Here is a 14311-nt window from a genome sequence, read left to right on the forward strand (position 1 = left end):
CCCCTTCTTCCACGAAAGGTGCACCATGCAAACCGTCTTCATCCCCGGTCAGGGCTGGAAGCCCGACGACCGCTACCGCACCGTCATCACCGACCGGCTGTGGCGCTACGACGACCGGCTCCGCCATGCCACAACCCTCGCCGTGATCGTCGACGGGCTCAGCGTGCCCGACCTGATCGGCGGACCAGCGCCCACCGGACCCGAGCTGTGGATGCTCGACACCCCGAGCGGCGCCCCCGTCATCGACACCATCATCGCCGACCCCGACACCAGCAGGAACCTGGTGCTGCATCCCAAGCCCTGCCAGGTCTCAGGCACCCGCAACGCCTGCCCGTGCCGGATACTCGCGCTACGGTCCCGCGTCCCGCTGGACGACGGCGCGCTACTGCGCAAGTCGACGCTGCCGTACTGCAGCGGCTGTGGCCGCCCGATATCCGGACTCCACTTCGACGGCCTGCGGCCGTACGGGCTGTGTGACCAGCGCCGACCGACATGCGCCGCGACCGCCGACAGACACCCGGATGCGCGCCTGGATCCGGCCAGCCCGGCCTACGACCCGCGCGGCGTCCGGCTACGCGACGCCGTGGACACCTTCGTCGCCGACGTCACCCTCACCGGCATCGAGCCCAGCCCCGCCAAGCTGCGCACCGGCCTGGAGATGACCATGGCACTGGCTGGATGGATGCGCGCGACCACATCCCGAGGAGACGTCGAGCTGGCCGTCGCCGATCTCGACGACCTTGCCCGGTTGCTGACCGGCCTGCGTGTCGTCGGCGAGCAACTGGCCGCCACCGCAGACCAGGCCGCCTCACACGCCCTCAGGTTGCTGCCCGACGGCGACGGCGAGAACGCCGACACCCTGGGCTGGCAGGCGGCCATCACCACCTGCCTGGTCGACGTCGCCGAGCACTACACGGACGCCTGCCTCGCCGCCGGATCTGCCGGCGAGCTGCTCGACACCCACCACCCGGCGCCCAGCGACGAGGTTCGGCAGCTGGCCCAGGAGTCGTCATGACCGCCCCGGACGTCAGGATCGTGCTGCGGCGCGTCGAGCATCTGGCACCGGGCGACGTCGTGCGGCTCCATCACGAGGTGCTGGTGCCGCAACTGGACAACGGCGTGTGGCGGTGGGTGCCGTGCCTGCCATGGCAGCTGGCACGTGCTCGCGCATGGCGGCGGGTCAGTACCACCTCCGGCACCACGACGAGCCTGCCGGGCCTGCCTGAACGGCTGCCCACGGGATACGTGCTGCTGCGCCTGTCAGACGACCATCTCGACGCCGAACCGAACGCCACGGTACTGCTCGCCGCGCGCGGTCTCGACCCCGCCGACGTGCAGGTGCTGCAGGACCCCGCCGCGGTCCCGGCTGCGCCACCGCAGGCATCGGCGCTCGCTCGGTGGTCAGCGGGCGCTGCTTCGGCACTGGTCGCGCTGATGCTCGGTGTCCTGCTGGCCGCCACGGGCACCATCTCGCAACCTGCGTCACCAGCGGGAGCGACCACAGCGGCTGTCACCAGCCGGTGAACACGCACCACACGCGCCATCAGGCCCGTGGGCCGCCCCACGGCCCCCGAGCCAAACGGCAACCAACCGCACCCCTGGCCGATGCCCGGCCACCCGCGCGATCAGCGCACCCCGGGCACGGCCGCCTGGCCGTGCCCGGTTCCTCCACGAAGTCAAGGAGAACCATGGGCACCTCGCCCCCGCAACCGGAGCCCGCCGGCGGCCGAGCCGCAGCGCCGCCCATCCCGATCCAACTCGCGCACCTGCCGACCCTCGGCGGACTCGCCGTGCCGTGGATCACCGCGACCACACCCGACGGCCGACACCGCCTGGGCGCAATCGATCAGGTCCGCAGCCGCCAGTGCCTGACGCACCGTCTGTGCCAGGTCTGCGGAAAGCCACACCAGGGCCGCATCGTGTTCGCGATGCGCGAACGGGACCTCGCGCGAATGATCTCACCCGAGCCCGGCATGGACCCTGTCTGCGCTGCGTACACCAGCACGGCATGCCCGATGCTCGCCGGGACGATGTCGCACCACGCCAGCCACGCCTCATCCATGTTCGCGGGGATCGCGATCAGCGGAGGCGACCCGGTCGGGCTGCGGCCCGGCCGTCCCGCCGAGCCTTGGCATTACCTGTGGGCCAGCGGCTACCGGCCCATCACCGACCCGGACACCCTCATGCCCGCTGCGCTGCTGATCCCGGAGCAGATCCTCAAAGTCCGGCCGATCGGCGGGCCGAGATGACCGAGCTTCCTGCCGCGCTCGCGGCCCGGCCCGTCGAGCCGCGCCGGGGCCTGCCGATCCCGTACGTCAGCGAGCATGACGGCCGGGTCGACTTCGCCATGCTCAACGGCCAACGCGTCCTGGACTGCGCGCAGCGAAGGCTGTGCGGGCAGTGCGGCACGCCGCTGGACTACTGGATCGCGTTCGTGGGCGGCCCAGCGGCGTATCGGCAGCGCACCTACTCAGATCCGCCGGGCCACCCCGCGTGTATGCGGGCGGCGGTCGACCTGTGCCCCTACCTGGCGATAGAGCGTCACCAGCGGCGGCGCAGCGACGGCGGCGACGTTCCCTGCGGGTTCACCGTCGCGCAGTTGCGGCAGGTCGTGCTCGCCACCACGCGCGGCTACCGGTGGAGCTTCGATAGCGACACCGGCTCGGAAAGGGCGGTGGTGTTCACGCCGGCGCCGTTCAAGAACGCCGTCAGGTTCGAGTACCGCGACGGTGTCCTAGCCGAACTCGGCCCCATCCCGATCCCGGGCTGACAGCCTGCACGGATCGGTCACCCCGCGGGGGTGTGAAGCACGAAAAGCGGCCCGCCATCCGGCGGGCCGTTCGTCATATACGCCCGGGACGCCGCGCCTAGACAACGAAGGCGTCCCGGGCTCTCCACCGAATGGAGAACCCAAGTGTTCCACATCATCATGTTCGTCTTATGCGGCGGCGTGCTGCTCGCCGTGGGATTCACCGCCGGGCTGTTCTCGACCCTGCCAGCCCTGCGTCGAATGCATGAGCAGGTCGAGGGCGCTGCCTGGTCGCTGACGCGTGACCAGTTGACCGAGCAGCTCAACCGCACCGGCCTGCTCATGCTCGAACACGAGCCGCGCTGGCACGGTGCCAGCATCGTCATGCTCGTCGACGTCGACCTGTTCAAGCAGGTCAACGACACCTACGGTCACCACGTCGGCGACCAGCTGCTGCGCGTGGTCTCCCAGCGGCTGGCCCGGGTCGCCGAACGGCACGCCGGGGTGGCTGCCCGGCTGGCTGGCGATGAGTTCGCCGTGGCCCTGCCCGCCCGCCGTGATGTTGCCGCCGTGGCGGCCTCGGTGGTGGCGGCCACCGCCCGCCCGGCCCACGTCGAGACCGACGAAGGGCTCGTGGTCCTGCGGGTCGCCGTCAGTGTCGGGGCCTGCTGGATCGACTCCGGCGACTCGATGGAGGAGGTGGGCCTGCACCGCGCCGACATCGCGATGTACCACGCGAAGAAGCGGCACGGTGGTCCGGCGTACGCGGTGTACGAGCCGGGCATGCAGATGCCCGTCCGGTCGCCGCGGCGCGGACCTCGCCTGCGCGACCTTCGCCGCACCCGGCGGCGGTCGCTGTGAATCTCGACATGATCCGGCCGTGCCTGACCTGCGGCTTGCCGCTGTCGGAGGCCGACACCGACCTCGGCGTCGCCGCCGAGCACCCGCTCGGCGCGCGTGGGCACGCCCCATTCCCTGGCCTGCCACTTACCGACTCCGACGCCAAGCGGGTCCTGCGCTGCCACTTCTGCAACGGCCCGCACCCGGTGTGGATGTACGAGACTGCCGACCTGTTCACCGCCGACGACCACAACAACATCCAGGAATACGCGAACCTGTGGCACGCCTGCTACCGGTGCGCAGACCTCATCGAACGTCTCCAAGCCGCCGAGCTGGCCGAACGGTCACTTGCCGCATCGCGGTGGCAGGTGTCCGGCATGGCGGAGAAAACGCTGCGCCTATTCCAGCAAGCCCTAGTGCAGGCGCGCTACCCGTACCGGACGCTACTGACCGTCACGCGGTGGCCAGCAGCGAAGCTGTCCGCCGACAGCCTGCCGAAGATGCGCGCCCGGCTGGCCAACCTGCTGCGTGGACCGGCCCTGCTGCCGCAGCCGCTGCAGGGCGCGCGGCGCCTACTCGCCGACGGTCTCGACCGCGGGCAGCTGCTGTGGGTCGACGACGAGAACACCGACCTGGCGGAGTCGGTGTGCGCCGATCTTCCCGAGGCCGTGATAACTGACGACATCCTGCCCGCGCCGGACGGTCTGATGGTCTGGCCCCGGCCCGTCGGCGGCGAGCATCCGATCGGCGCAGTGTCGTGGACGGCACACGAGCAGGGATGGCTCATCGCCTGCTACCGCAGCATCGCCGCCGTCCTCGACGACGACCTGATGCCGCAACTGCGCCAGGACATCGGCTGGCTGCTGCCCGTCCACGTCGAGTACGTCTCGGCCGAGACCGTGATCGACGGCAGTCACCCGCTCGCCCCGGCAGTTACGACGTGGCTGCTGATCGACCAGACGATCGCCGAGGTCGCGGCCGTGCCGGTGTCGTCGAGCAAGCGGAAGTCCTACCAGCGCGGGCGCGCTCAGCCGCCGGAGGTCAAACTGGTGCGCATCAAGGCACGCACACAGCCCGGCCGACAACCGGGCGTGAGCTCCGGCGGCAGCACCCGGGCCGAGCCCGACCACCGGTACTGGGTCAGCGGCCACCCACGCAACCAGCCGTACGGCCCCGGGCGAAGCCTCCGCCGCTTGATCAGGATCAAGCCGGTTCTGCGTGGTCCTGAAGACGCGCCGATCCGCCTGAGCACCACCGTGCGGGTGCTCGGCTCGATCCAGCGGCAACCGTCCGACCTCAAGTAAGGGCGCAGGTGTGCGGCGGCGACTCTCCCTCGCCGCCGCACGCCGCAGCCGAACGCAGAAGTAGCCCTTTCTGCGTTTCGGCGCTCTGCGTGCCAGTTCCCTGCGCCGCCCAAGCGCGCCGAGGGTGGCGGGGGTAAGACCACCTCGGCCCACGTTCCTACGGGGCGGTGACGACGTCGGTCATGGCAGCGTCGGCGATGACGGCCAGTCCATCGGCCAGATCATCGAAGAAGATCTCGACGTCGATCGTGCCATCAGAGTCAGCCAGTCCCGTGCCGACACCGATCACACAACGCGTCTCGTTGCGCCAGCGCGCATCCACTGGCAGAGCGCATCTGCCGAGCAGGAGCCCGAACAGGGTCACAGTCGCCGCTTCCCCGCTACGTTGAACGCGCAGCCCTGGATGAACCGCGACGATCACCGGATCGTCCCTGACGTTGGCGAAGTTGCGTGGCGGGAACAAACTCCGCGGTACCTCGACGATCAATATCAGTTCGTCGGTGTACGGCGTCGTCGTGGCCAACAACGCAGTGGCAACCGACCACTGCTTGCGTAACGGATGCTCGCTGCCAGCCGCTGGTGTGCCGCGTCCCGTCGGTGGGCGCTGACGTTCCTGCATGGTCGGCTTCTTCACGCACAACCCCCTCGTTGTCAACTCCACCGCACGCCAACGCACCCGGGCAGCCGAACCGGCCACCCCTGGGGTGGGGCGACGACGACTACCCGGCGTCGGCGGGCTTGGTAAGCCCCCGACCCGGTCGAGTCTGGCTACAGCCAGCAACGGTGTGCAGTTGACAGCGCCGACAACTGCACTTGCGAAGTGCATTTGCGTGCGGCCAGTCCAGGATGGCCGATGCGAGCACCCTGGACAAGGTCCACTACCAAAATGCACATTGGCAGTGCCTATTTTGCTCGCGGCCATCGCCGTTGTGCGGCACCGCTAGTCTCCGGAGCGTGACGGCGGACGGGGCAGCAGCAGACCCGGGCCAGCGGTAGGCTGTTGCGCTCAGTGACAGCTGGTAGCGACGTGCGTCCGATGCGGCTCGTCGCCTCCGCTGTTGGACGGGGGATGACGTTGAAGGGGACCAGGCACAGACCGGCGGCCCGCTCACGTGGGCCTTCGCGGTTGAGCACCCGCGCGCTGGGTGCGAGCGCGGAGCTGAGAACGCTGACCCGGGGCTGGCGTCTGCGGTTGGACCGCCGCACTGTGCCAGGCCTGCCCCAACGAGAAGGCAAGCGCCAGCGTGTGTCGCAGGCCGAGGTCGCGAGCCTGGTCGGTGTGTCCTTGACCTGGTACGGCGGCCTTGAACGCGGCGAGATCAATCCCGGCTACTCGGACGCCTTCCTGGACGCCGTCGCCGATGTACTGCGGCTGGACTGCCACGAGCGCAACGTGCTGTACCAGCTGGCAGCCGGCCGCGACGCGGTGCCAAGCCAGCGGCCACCGGCGTTGGAAGTGGACGAGACGGTGCAGCGCATCATCGACCAGAGCGGCGTCCCGGCCTGGTGCCAGACGCCCGCGGGCGACGTCGTGGCATGGAACGCCGAAGCCGCCCGCTGGTTTCCACACCTTTCGTACGAGCGCAACATGGTGCGTTGGATCTGCGTGTACCCCGAGGCGCAGACGAAGCTGCTCGCCTGGGAGACCGACTGGGCGATGCCGATGATCGCTCAGGTACGCGCAGCATTGCCGCGCTGGGGCAGCGACCCCATGAAGGACGTTCTGGCCGAGGCCGTCAATGCGGTTCCAGCAGCCAGGGCCGGGTGGCGCAGGACTCCGTGCATCATCGACCACCTCGACGACCGGCCGCGAGGCCTACACGTGCCGTTCCAGCAAGAGCCGGTGGTGGTGCAGGTGATAGTCATGGACCTGCCGCAGAATCCGCGAATCCGAGTCATGCAACTTCTGCCGCAGGAGCAGCAGCCGTCGGCGTGACGTGCGGCATGCTACCCGTGTTGGCCTACACGAGCGGGCCGGGCCCCAGCTAGCCGTCGCGGCCCGAGCGGCTCTTGCGCAGGCCCTTTCGCGCCTCCTCGACGGTGTCGTCCCAGTAGGTCTCGTACCGCTCACGGACGTTCGCGCGGTCGGGCTCGACCTGCTGCCGGATGAACTCGTACATCAGCAGTTCGAGCCGAGCGGCCGGATGCATGCCCTCGATCTCACACCGCGCGTTGAACAGCGCCTGCAACTGCGGCGGGACACGCACCACCATCACGTTGAGCGGATTCAGCCAGGACGGCAGTTCCTCGGGCACCTCTTTGCCGTGCGACGCGCTCCAGCGCCGCATCCAGTCCAGCGCCTCGTCCTCAGTGACCGGCTGGGTATCGGACGGCTGCCGGGTGAGGGCGTCGGCGGGCATCTCGGCGAAGTCCGGGTGCTTGCGCCTGCTGGCCCGGCGACGGTCGGCGGGAGGCCCCTCGTATTTGGCCTCAAATCTGGGGTCTTGGTGCGCCAAGTCCACCGCAATGTCCCCCATCAAGGTAGGCAAATCGGGATCTAACCAATGCGCTGACGGCTGATCGTATGACCTACACGGAGTTTATATAACCCGCCAGAGCAAGATCAAATCGCACAGAACGGTTGACGGAGAGCGACACTCGTGCTTACGTATTCTCTATAAGAGTTACAGAGGATACGTAGTGAGGTGATCGAAGTGCTCAGGAACGGAACCGGCGCGCTTGGCGGCGCGGTCCCGAGAGACCGTCTGATGTGGGAGGTCGAGCGCGTCGCCGACCTGGTACGCCGCCAGCAGACTCCCGCGAGCCCACTGGCGCCAGCCCCGGCGGTGGACCTGGCGCCGCTGGGCGCGTTGTGGCCGCTGACCCTCGACGGTGCCGACCCCGCCGACCGAGCCGCACCGCCGGCACCTGCGGCGGGAATGGAAAGCCAGCTTCTCCAGCTCGCGGCCGAGCTGTTCCGCGCGCCGCCGAACTGGTGGGGTCGAGTCATGCCAGGCACGTACGAGGCGACCACGGCGGCGCTGCATGCGGCCTCCTGCGAGCACCCTGGCGCGATGGTCTACTGCACCGCCGACACCGTCGCCGTGGCCAGGGCGGTCTCGACGGCGGGCATGCCCGCACAGCTGATCGCGACCCTGCCGACCGGCGAGATGGACTACGACGACCTCGCCCGGCGGCTGCTCACCTACGGGCACCGCCCCGCCGTCATCGTCGCCAACGTCGGCTCAACCACCTCCGAGTCGGTCGACGACGTCACCCGCATCGCGCTGCTGTGCCGCGACCTGAACGTCACCCGCCGGTGGATCCACGCCCACGCGCCGCTGTCCGGCCTCACCCTCGCCACACTGCCGACCCGCGCCCGGCCCGGCTTCGACTTCGCCGACGGCGCCGATTCGATCGCCATCGGCGGGCAGGAGTTCCTGGGCACCCCCATGGGGTCGGCAATCCTGCTCGCCGCGCCCGGCGACGCCCACGGCTCTCGCACCGACGAGTCCTGGGCGCTGGCGTTTCTGCCCCGGTCCCGCCACGCCCACGCCACGGTCGCGCTCTGGTACATGCTGCGCTCACTGGGCTTGCCGGGGCTGCGGCAGATCGTGGAGACCGCACTCGACAACGCCCGCTACGCCGCCGCGAGCCTCAACGCCTCCGGCTGGCCAGCGTGGCGGCACAACCACGCGGTCACGGTCGTGATGTCGACCCCGGCGGCGCGCGTACGCCACGTCTGGGAGCTGGCAGCGGTGCCCGGCACGAGCCACCTGATCTGCACCCCTGCGCTTAGCCGCCGCGACATCGACGACGTGATCGCGCAGCTGACCGGCCGCACGCGCCGAGCGCACCTGACCATCGTGCGCTGACCCACAACACACCGCTCCGCCAGCACCGCTGACACATCCATCGCACCGAGGGGCGGCTTCGCCATGCCCGAAAACAGCACCAGCACCCCGACCCCGATACCGCCCACGACACCCGCCGAGCCCCGCCCGACCGGGACGCCTCGGCCTCGACCGCCCGTACCCGCCGCAGGCGCAGGAGACCTGCCGGTCAATGCCTGCATGAAATGAGGAGTGACCCCGTGACCGTGCTCGTGCTGTCCAACCAGACACCCACCATCGAAGACCAACTCACCGCTCGTGGGCAAGACGTGATCGTCTGCCTCACCGCACCGAACGCAGCCGCCCGCCTGGCCGCCCGGCCGCCGTACGAGGTCATCTCCATCAGCTCCTGGACCTCCCACGCCGAACTCGCGCAGATCGCCAAACGGCTGCGCGGCCGGGTCCGGCAGGTCGCCACCGTCTGGGAAGGCGCGCTGATCGCCGCTGGGACCTTGCGCGAGCTGATGGACCTGCCCGGCCAGACCGAGGGCAACGCGCTCGGATTCGTCGACAAGTCGATCATGAAGGACGAGCTGTACGCGGCCGGCGTCGACGTCGCCTCGCACGAGGTCGCCTACAGCGCCGCCGACGTCCCGGCCGCCGCAGCGCGAGTCGGCGGGTTCCCCGTCGTCGTCAAGCCGGTACGCGGTTTCGGGTCGACCAACACCCACGTCGTGCGCAGCCTCGAACACCTCGCCCACCTGGAGCGGCAGGGCGTGTTCACCGCCGACCTCCCGACCAGCCCCTTCTTCCGCGCCGAACCCGCGTTCCGCGGGCTGGCGGCCCAGGGCGGGTTCATGGTCGAGCAGTACATCCACATCCTCGACGAGTTCCACGTCGACGCCTACTGGATCGACGGCGAACCGGTCTACCAGGCACCCATGGTCTACACCGTCCCAGCGCTGCACGGCATCGGCGGCGTGCTCGGGTCCGTGCTCATCGACCAGGAGCCCGAGGCCGGACCGGTCCTGGCCCTGGCGGAGAAGGCGTGCCGGGCACTGCGGGCAAGCACGTGCTTCACCCACACCGAGATCTACCTCGCCCGCGACGGTCAGTGGCTGGTCGGCGAAGTCGCCGCCCGCCCCGGTGGCGGCGGCATCCAGACCACCCTGGCCCACGCCTACGGCATCGACGTTGCGTCGCTATTGGCCGACCTGGCACAGGGCACACCCACCCGCCCGCAGATCACCCGCGCCGACGGCGTCTACGGCTGGGCCGGACCCTACGTGCCACCCGGCACCGTCACCCGCATCGCCACCCGCGACCAGATCATGGCACTCCCCGGCGTCATCGACGCCCGCGTCGTGACCCGCGTCGGCGATGCCGGTGGGCCCACCGGCTCCGGGCAGTGGGGCGGGCTGGCCGGATACGTGTGGATGCGCGGCGACGATACCCGCAAGGTCCTCAACGCCCTCCCGGCCGCCACCGACGCCTTCGACATCGACATCGCCGCGGACGACGGTGACGAGGCATGACCACGCTCGTCGCGGCGCCGCACTACCGCGGCAAACACGCCCCGCCGCCCATCCCTTCCCTGGGCCGCACCTGCTGGACGCTGCTGGCCGCCGTCGGCACCGCCCGCCTCGGCTACTTCGTCGTCCCGTTCCTGTCCTACTGGCTGGTCACCGACCGCGCCCTCACCGCCACGCAGACCAGCCTCGTGCTGACCGCGTTCGGCCTCGGCTGGGCCGCCGCGACACCGCTGGGCGGCTGGCTGTCCGACCGATACAGCCGCCGCCACGTCATCATCGTGTCCGCGTTCGGAGCCTCGGCGGCGTACCTGGCACTCGGGCTGTCACACAGCCTGTGGTCGCTGACCGTCTTCGCGGCGCTGGCCGGATGCATGTTCGACCTGTACCGGCCCGCCTCCCAGGCCCTCATCACCGACACCGTGCCCGAGCAACGCCGGGCCCGAGCCCTGGCCGCCCTTTACCTGGTCATGAACACCAGCCGCGGTGTCGCCTGCATCGTCGGCGGCGCGCTCGCCGAGAGCAACTTCGTCGCCCTGTTCGTCCTCAACGCCGCCGCCAACGCCGCGTTCGGCATCATCGCCGCCGCCGCACTGCCACCCGACCCCGCCCGCGCGCCTGGACAGAAGTCCCGATGGGGCGAGGCGCTGGCCGACCGCAGGCTTATCGCGTTCACCGCGATCACGGCCGTGTTCTTCACCATCCACATGCAGTCGATGATCACGATCCCGGTCGTCGCGGCCGAACTCGGCGCGACCCCGGCGCTGTACGGCCTGATCCTGGCCGCCGACCCCGCCGCCGTCCTCATCGCCCAACTCGCCATGCAACGCCGCCTGGAACACCAAGACCCCATCCGGGTGTGCGCGATCGGCATCGCCACCGTCGGCACCGGCCTGGCCATCACCGGCATCGGCACCTCGGTGACCTGGCTCATCCTCACCACCCCGATCTGGGTCGCCGGCGAGGTCGCATTCTTCGCCGTCGCACCCGCCGTCGTCGCATCGCTGGCCCCCGACCACCTGCGCGGCACCTACTTCGGCATCTGGGGCTCCGCGATGGGCCTGTCCGCCGTAGTCGCCCCGCTGGCCGCCGGAGCGGTGACCGCCATGTCCGGCACCGCGGGCCTGTGGACCTTTTGCGCGCTCGGCGGTCTGGCCACCGCGGCCGGCTGCCTGCGCCTCGGAGGTCGCCTGGCCCCGGCGCTCAACCCGCTCACCTAAACCACCCGGCCTCGAACCGCGAGGCCAGACCACTGGAGGATCAGTGTGGAAATCACGCAAGAACCGGCAGGGACTTCTGACCGGCTACGGCAGCCGGCGCGACCCGCGCCGCACCCCGCAGAGCGCCAGCAAGGTCGAGCCGAGACGGGCCGTGGCGACCCCGATTCGGGCCGACGACCCGAACTGGCCCGACCCGGTCACCTGGTTGCTGAGGCAACTGCGATGACGGCGTCCGAAGTCAGCACGGCCGCGATTGCCGCCGCCGAGCCCAGTCGCACTATCGGAGGCAGGGCGCGACTACTCACCACCTGGGGGCTCCTGGCGGCGCTCGTCACAACGCTGGTGACCATCACCGCATCGCCGGCACAGGCCGCGACACCCAAGTGCAACGGCCTCGGCTACGTCGTCGGGACCTGGGTCCAGGACTGGGACATCGAGCACGACATGGTCGGCTACGCGCCCGTCTACAACCCCGGGCCGAACATGACCTGGAAATGCACGATGGCACCCGGCCTGACCAACCACTGGGGCGTCCGAGCCCTGCAAACCTCACTCAACTCCTGCTACCTCAGCGTGATCAAGACGCCACTGAAGGTCGACGGCAGTTACGGCCCCAAGACCAAGGCCGCCGTCGACCTGGCGCAGAAGTGGCACAAGATCACCAGGGATGGCATCTACGGCCCGCAGACCGCCGCCGCGATGTACCACCGCACCTGGGCCATCGAAGGCCCGCCCGGAGCCAAGAACGCGCCCGGACACTGGGGCTGCGCACGCCTCGGCGTGATCCAGTCCGGCGTCTGACCCGTCCGCAGCCCGTGACCACACAGGTGGTCGCGACGCGCACCGCGAACGCAGCGACCACCGCCCTCTGCCCGGTCGGCAGCGGACATCACATCCTCCCCGAGTGATGGCTGCTGCCCGCTGACCGGGCAGGTGAGGGCTGCCCTCCACCTCCGCGTGGGCGGCAGCCCTCACCCATTCACACCAGACGGGGGCGCGCCTGCCACTGCCGTGATGCCCGCCGAGCAGAAGACGACCGGGAAACCGTCTCGCATCCATAAGACCGTCATAAAGGAAGGTCCGATGACACCTGCCATGACTCGCCGCCAGGCATTGCGGGCAGCCGCTGCCGCTGCGATCCTGCCCGCCACGGCAGCCGCGGCTGACCCCTCGCGTAACGCCGATGTTCAGGCTGACCTTGTCATACACAATGGCAGCGTCCACACTCTCGACCGTCACGGGCGCCGCGCCCAAGCTCTGGCAATCAAGGACGGCCAGATCGCGGCCGTAGGCGACGACCGAGACATGCGCAGGTTGATCGGAAGGCGAACCGAGGTTATCAATGCTGGCGGCAACACCGTCATGCCCGGCATCAACGACAGCCATCTGCACCTCACCTCCTACGGTCTGACGTTTCCTCCGCTTTCCGTTGATCTCGACACGGAAACGCTCGACGAACTCATCGCCCGCGTCGCGGCGGCAGCCGCACAGACCCCGTCCGGTGAATGGATCAGAGGACGGGGCTGGTCCGAACTCCGGCTGCCACGAGCTCCCACGCGTCACGACCTCGACCCCGTCACGGGAGACAGGCCGACCATCCTCGTGGACTTCACTCTCCACACGAGCACAGCAAATTCCGCCGCGATCCGACTCGCGGGCATCACCCCCGAGACGGTCCCTCCAGCAGGCGGCGTCATCGAGCGCGACCACGACGGACAGCCGAGCGGGGTGCTACGCGAAGGCGCTCAGCAACTGCTCCAACGCGTTGTGCCTCCGTACAGCGGTGCCGACCTCGTCAAAGCTGTCAAACTTGCAAGCGCCGCCCTGAACGCCCGCGGCATTACCAGCGTCACCGAACCCGGCATCGATCCACGACTCGCTGCACTCTACGAGCAGATGGCGGCAGCAGGCGACAAAACAGTGCGCGTAACGGCACTCCTGCACGCAGGCGCTTCGCCGACAACCATGGACGAGACGCTCGCAGTCCTGCGCGGCTGGCGTTCACACGCGTCACGCCGTTGGTTCAGGCTGGCCGGTGTGAAGATCGTGGCTGACGGAGTGCCGACTCAGGCCCGCACCGCGTGGATGCATACGCCCTACACCGACGGGATGTACGGCAGCCTCACGATCGCCGGCGGCAACGTCGCCGAGCAGGTCGCGAACCTGAACCGCATGATCGGACGCGCTCACCGCGCTCGGGTTCAGATCGGCACCCATGCGTGTGGTGACGCCGCCATCGACGCCGTCGTCGCTGCCTACGTAGCAGCGTTGAGGAACCGTCCCAACTCCCACCGCCACTACCTCATCCACGGAGACATGGTGTCCCCGTCGACTCTCGCACGCATGGCCCGCCATGGCATCGACGCGAACTTCAACGCAGAGATCAAATACCTAATCGGCCGCGCGCTGGCACCGCTCATCGGCGACCGGCGGACCGACTACCACTGGCCGTACCGCACAGCCCTACAGGCTGGCGTGCGGATCTCCTCCGGGTCGGATGCCCCGGTCACCGACCCACAGTGGCTCCACGGCTTGACCAGCATGGTCCTCAGAACTGGCAACGATAACGCCACCTCAGGGCCTGCGCAGCGCATCGGCCTCACCGACGCGCTGCGCACATACACCTCCGCCCCTGCCCGACAGGATCACGCCGAACAATGGAAAGGGACCTTGGCGCCCGGCCTGGCCGCCGATATCTGCCTCCTCGATGCGGATCTCCAATCGATCGAACCCGGCGAGTACAATGGCGCGAGCGCGACCGTTGTGATAGCAGGCGGGCGGGTGGTGTACGAGCGCAACGCCTTCTCCTCGGCGGTACGGCCCAGACCGACGACTCCGGGTCGGTACCTATCCGGAGGTTGTTGTGCACTCTCTCGGTGATATTCATGTCCGCTGG

The 14311-nt window shown here is 69.4% G+C and carries 15 protein-coding genes; 13 read left to right on the forward strand and 2 right to left on the reverse strand.

The genetic code is table 11. From position 1 onward, the window contains the following. Window positions 1–25: 25 nt before the first annotated feature. From HAV39_RS10480 to HAV39_RS10505, 6 genes are all read left to right on the forward strand, one after another. A complete protein-coding gene (locus HAV39_RS10480) occupies window positions 26–1015 on the forward strand; it encodes a hypothetical protein (RefSeq protein ID WP_191838965.1) in 990 nt (329 codons plus the stop codon). Beyond that, window positions 1012–1524, forward strand: coding sequence for a hypothetical protein (locus HAV39_RS10485; protein WP_191838966.1), 513 nt, complete (start codon window positions 1012–1014; stop codon window positions 1522–1524). Before HAV39_RS10480 ends, HAV39_RS10485 begins: the two co-directional genes overlap by 4 nt. Before the next feature lie 164 nt (window positions 1525–1688). Then, window positions 1689–2249 carry a hypothetical protein gene (locus tag HAV39_RS10490; protein ID WP_191838967.1) on the forward strand — a complete coding sequence of 187 codons (561 nt, stop codon included), beginning with the start codon at window positions 1689–1691 and terminating at the stop codon, window positions 2247–2249. Then, a complete protein-coding gene (locus tag HAV39_RS10495; RefSeq protein WP_191838968.1) occupies window positions 2246–2770 on the forward strand; it encodes a hypothetical protein in 525 nt (174 codons plus the stop codon). The genes HAV39_RS10490 and HAV39_RS10495 overlap by 4 nt, the downstream gene beginning before the upstream one ends. A 144-nt stretch (window positions 2771–2914) precedes the next feature. After that, window positions 2915–3610, forward strand: coding sequence for a GGDEF domain-containing protein (locus HAV39_RS10500; RefSeq protein WP_191838969.1), 696 nt, complete (start codon window positions 2915–2917; stop codon window positions 3608–3610). Window positions 3611–3618: 8 nt separating this feature from the next. Beyond that, window positions 3619–4893: a hypothetical protein gene (locus tag HAV39_RS10505; protein ID WP_191838970.1), complete on the forward strand. Its 1275-nt coding sequence runs from the start codon at window positions 3619–3621 to the stop codon at window positions 4891–4893. 157 nt (window positions 4894–5050) lie between these two features. Here the strand turns inward: HAV39_RS10505 and HAV39_RS10510 are convergent, their stop codons facing one another. Continuing rightward, a complete protein-coding gene (locus HAV39_RS10510; protein ID WP_191838971.1) occupies window positions 5051–5527 on the reverse strand; it encodes a hypothetical protein in 477 nt (158 codons plus the stop codon). A gap of 492 nt (window positions 5528–6019) precedes the next feature. Between HAV39_RS10510 and HAV39_RS10515 the strand changes: the two genes are divergently transcribed. Next, window positions 6020–6829 carry a helix-turn-helix domain-containing protein gene (locus tag HAV39_RS10515; RefSeq protein ID WP_191838972.1) on the forward strand — a complete coding sequence of 270 codons (810 nt, stop codon included), beginning with the start codon at window positions 6020–6022 and terminating at the stop codon, window positions 6827–6829. Between the two features lie 49 nt (window positions 6830–6878). Here HAV39_RS10515 and HAV39_RS10520 read toward each other — a convergent pair whose 3' ends face one another. Continuing rightward, entirely contained in the window at window positions 6879–7370 is a 492-nt protein-coding gene (locus HAV39_RS10520) for a hypothetical protein (protein ID WP_191838973.1), read from the reverse strand. A gap of 177 nt (window positions 7371–7547) precedes the next feature. On the opposite strand from HAV39_RS10520, the gene HAV39_RS10525 reads away from it, so the two are divergent. The 6 genes from HAV39_RS10525 (at window position 7548) to HAV39_RS10550 (ending at window position 14295) form a co-directional block, all read left to right on the forward strand. Continuing rightward, the gene (locus tag HAV39_RS10525; protein ID WP_191838974.1) at window positions 7548–8708 is read left to right on the forward strand and encodes a PLP-dependent aminotransferase family protein; all 1161 of its coding nucleotides are present in this window, start codon (window positions 7548–7550) and stop codon (window positions 8706–8708) included. Between the two features lie 218 nt (window positions 8709–8926). After that, the gene (locus HAV39_RS10530) at window positions 8927–10201 is read left to right on the forward strand and encodes a hypothetical protein (RefSeq protein ID WP_191838975.1); all 1275 of its coding nucleotides are present in this window, start codon (window positions 8927–8929) and stop codon (window positions 10199–10201) included. After that, window positions 10198–11415, forward strand: a complete 1218-nt coding sequence (locus HAV39_RS10535) for an MFS transporter (protein ID WP_191838976.1) — start codon at window positions 10198–10200, stop codon at window positions 11413–11415. Before HAV39_RS10530 ends, HAV39_RS10535 begins: the two co-directional genes overlap by 4 nt. Window positions 11416–11458: 43 nt before the next feature. Beyond that, on the forward strand, window positions 11459–11641 hold the full coding sequence (locus HAV39_RS10540; protein WP_191838977.1) for a hypothetical protein: 183 nt from the start codon (window positions 11459–11461) through the stop codon (window positions 11639–11641). Between the two features lie 116 nt (window positions 11642–11757). Then, window positions 11758–12216: a peptidoglycan-binding domain-containing protein gene (locus tag HAV39_RS10545; RefSeq protein ID WP_191838978.1), complete on the forward strand. Its 459-nt coding sequence runs from the start codon at window positions 11758–11760 to the stop codon at window positions 12214–12216. A 213-nt stretch (window positions 12217–12429) separates the two neighbouring features. After that, complete coding sequence (locus HAV39_RS10550) at window positions 12430–14295, forward strand: amidohydrolase (protein ID WP_191838979.1); 1866 nt, start codon at window positions 12430–12432, stop codon at window positions 14293–14295. The last annotated feature ends 16 nt before the right edge of the window (window positions 14296–14311 follow it).

Origin of the sequence: Catellatospora chokoriensis (genome assembly GCF_011297315.1) — a bacterium.
Taxonomy (GTDB): domain Bacteria; phylum Actinomycetota; class Actinomycetes; order Mycobacteriales; family Micromonosporaceae; genus Catellatospora; species Catellatospora citrea.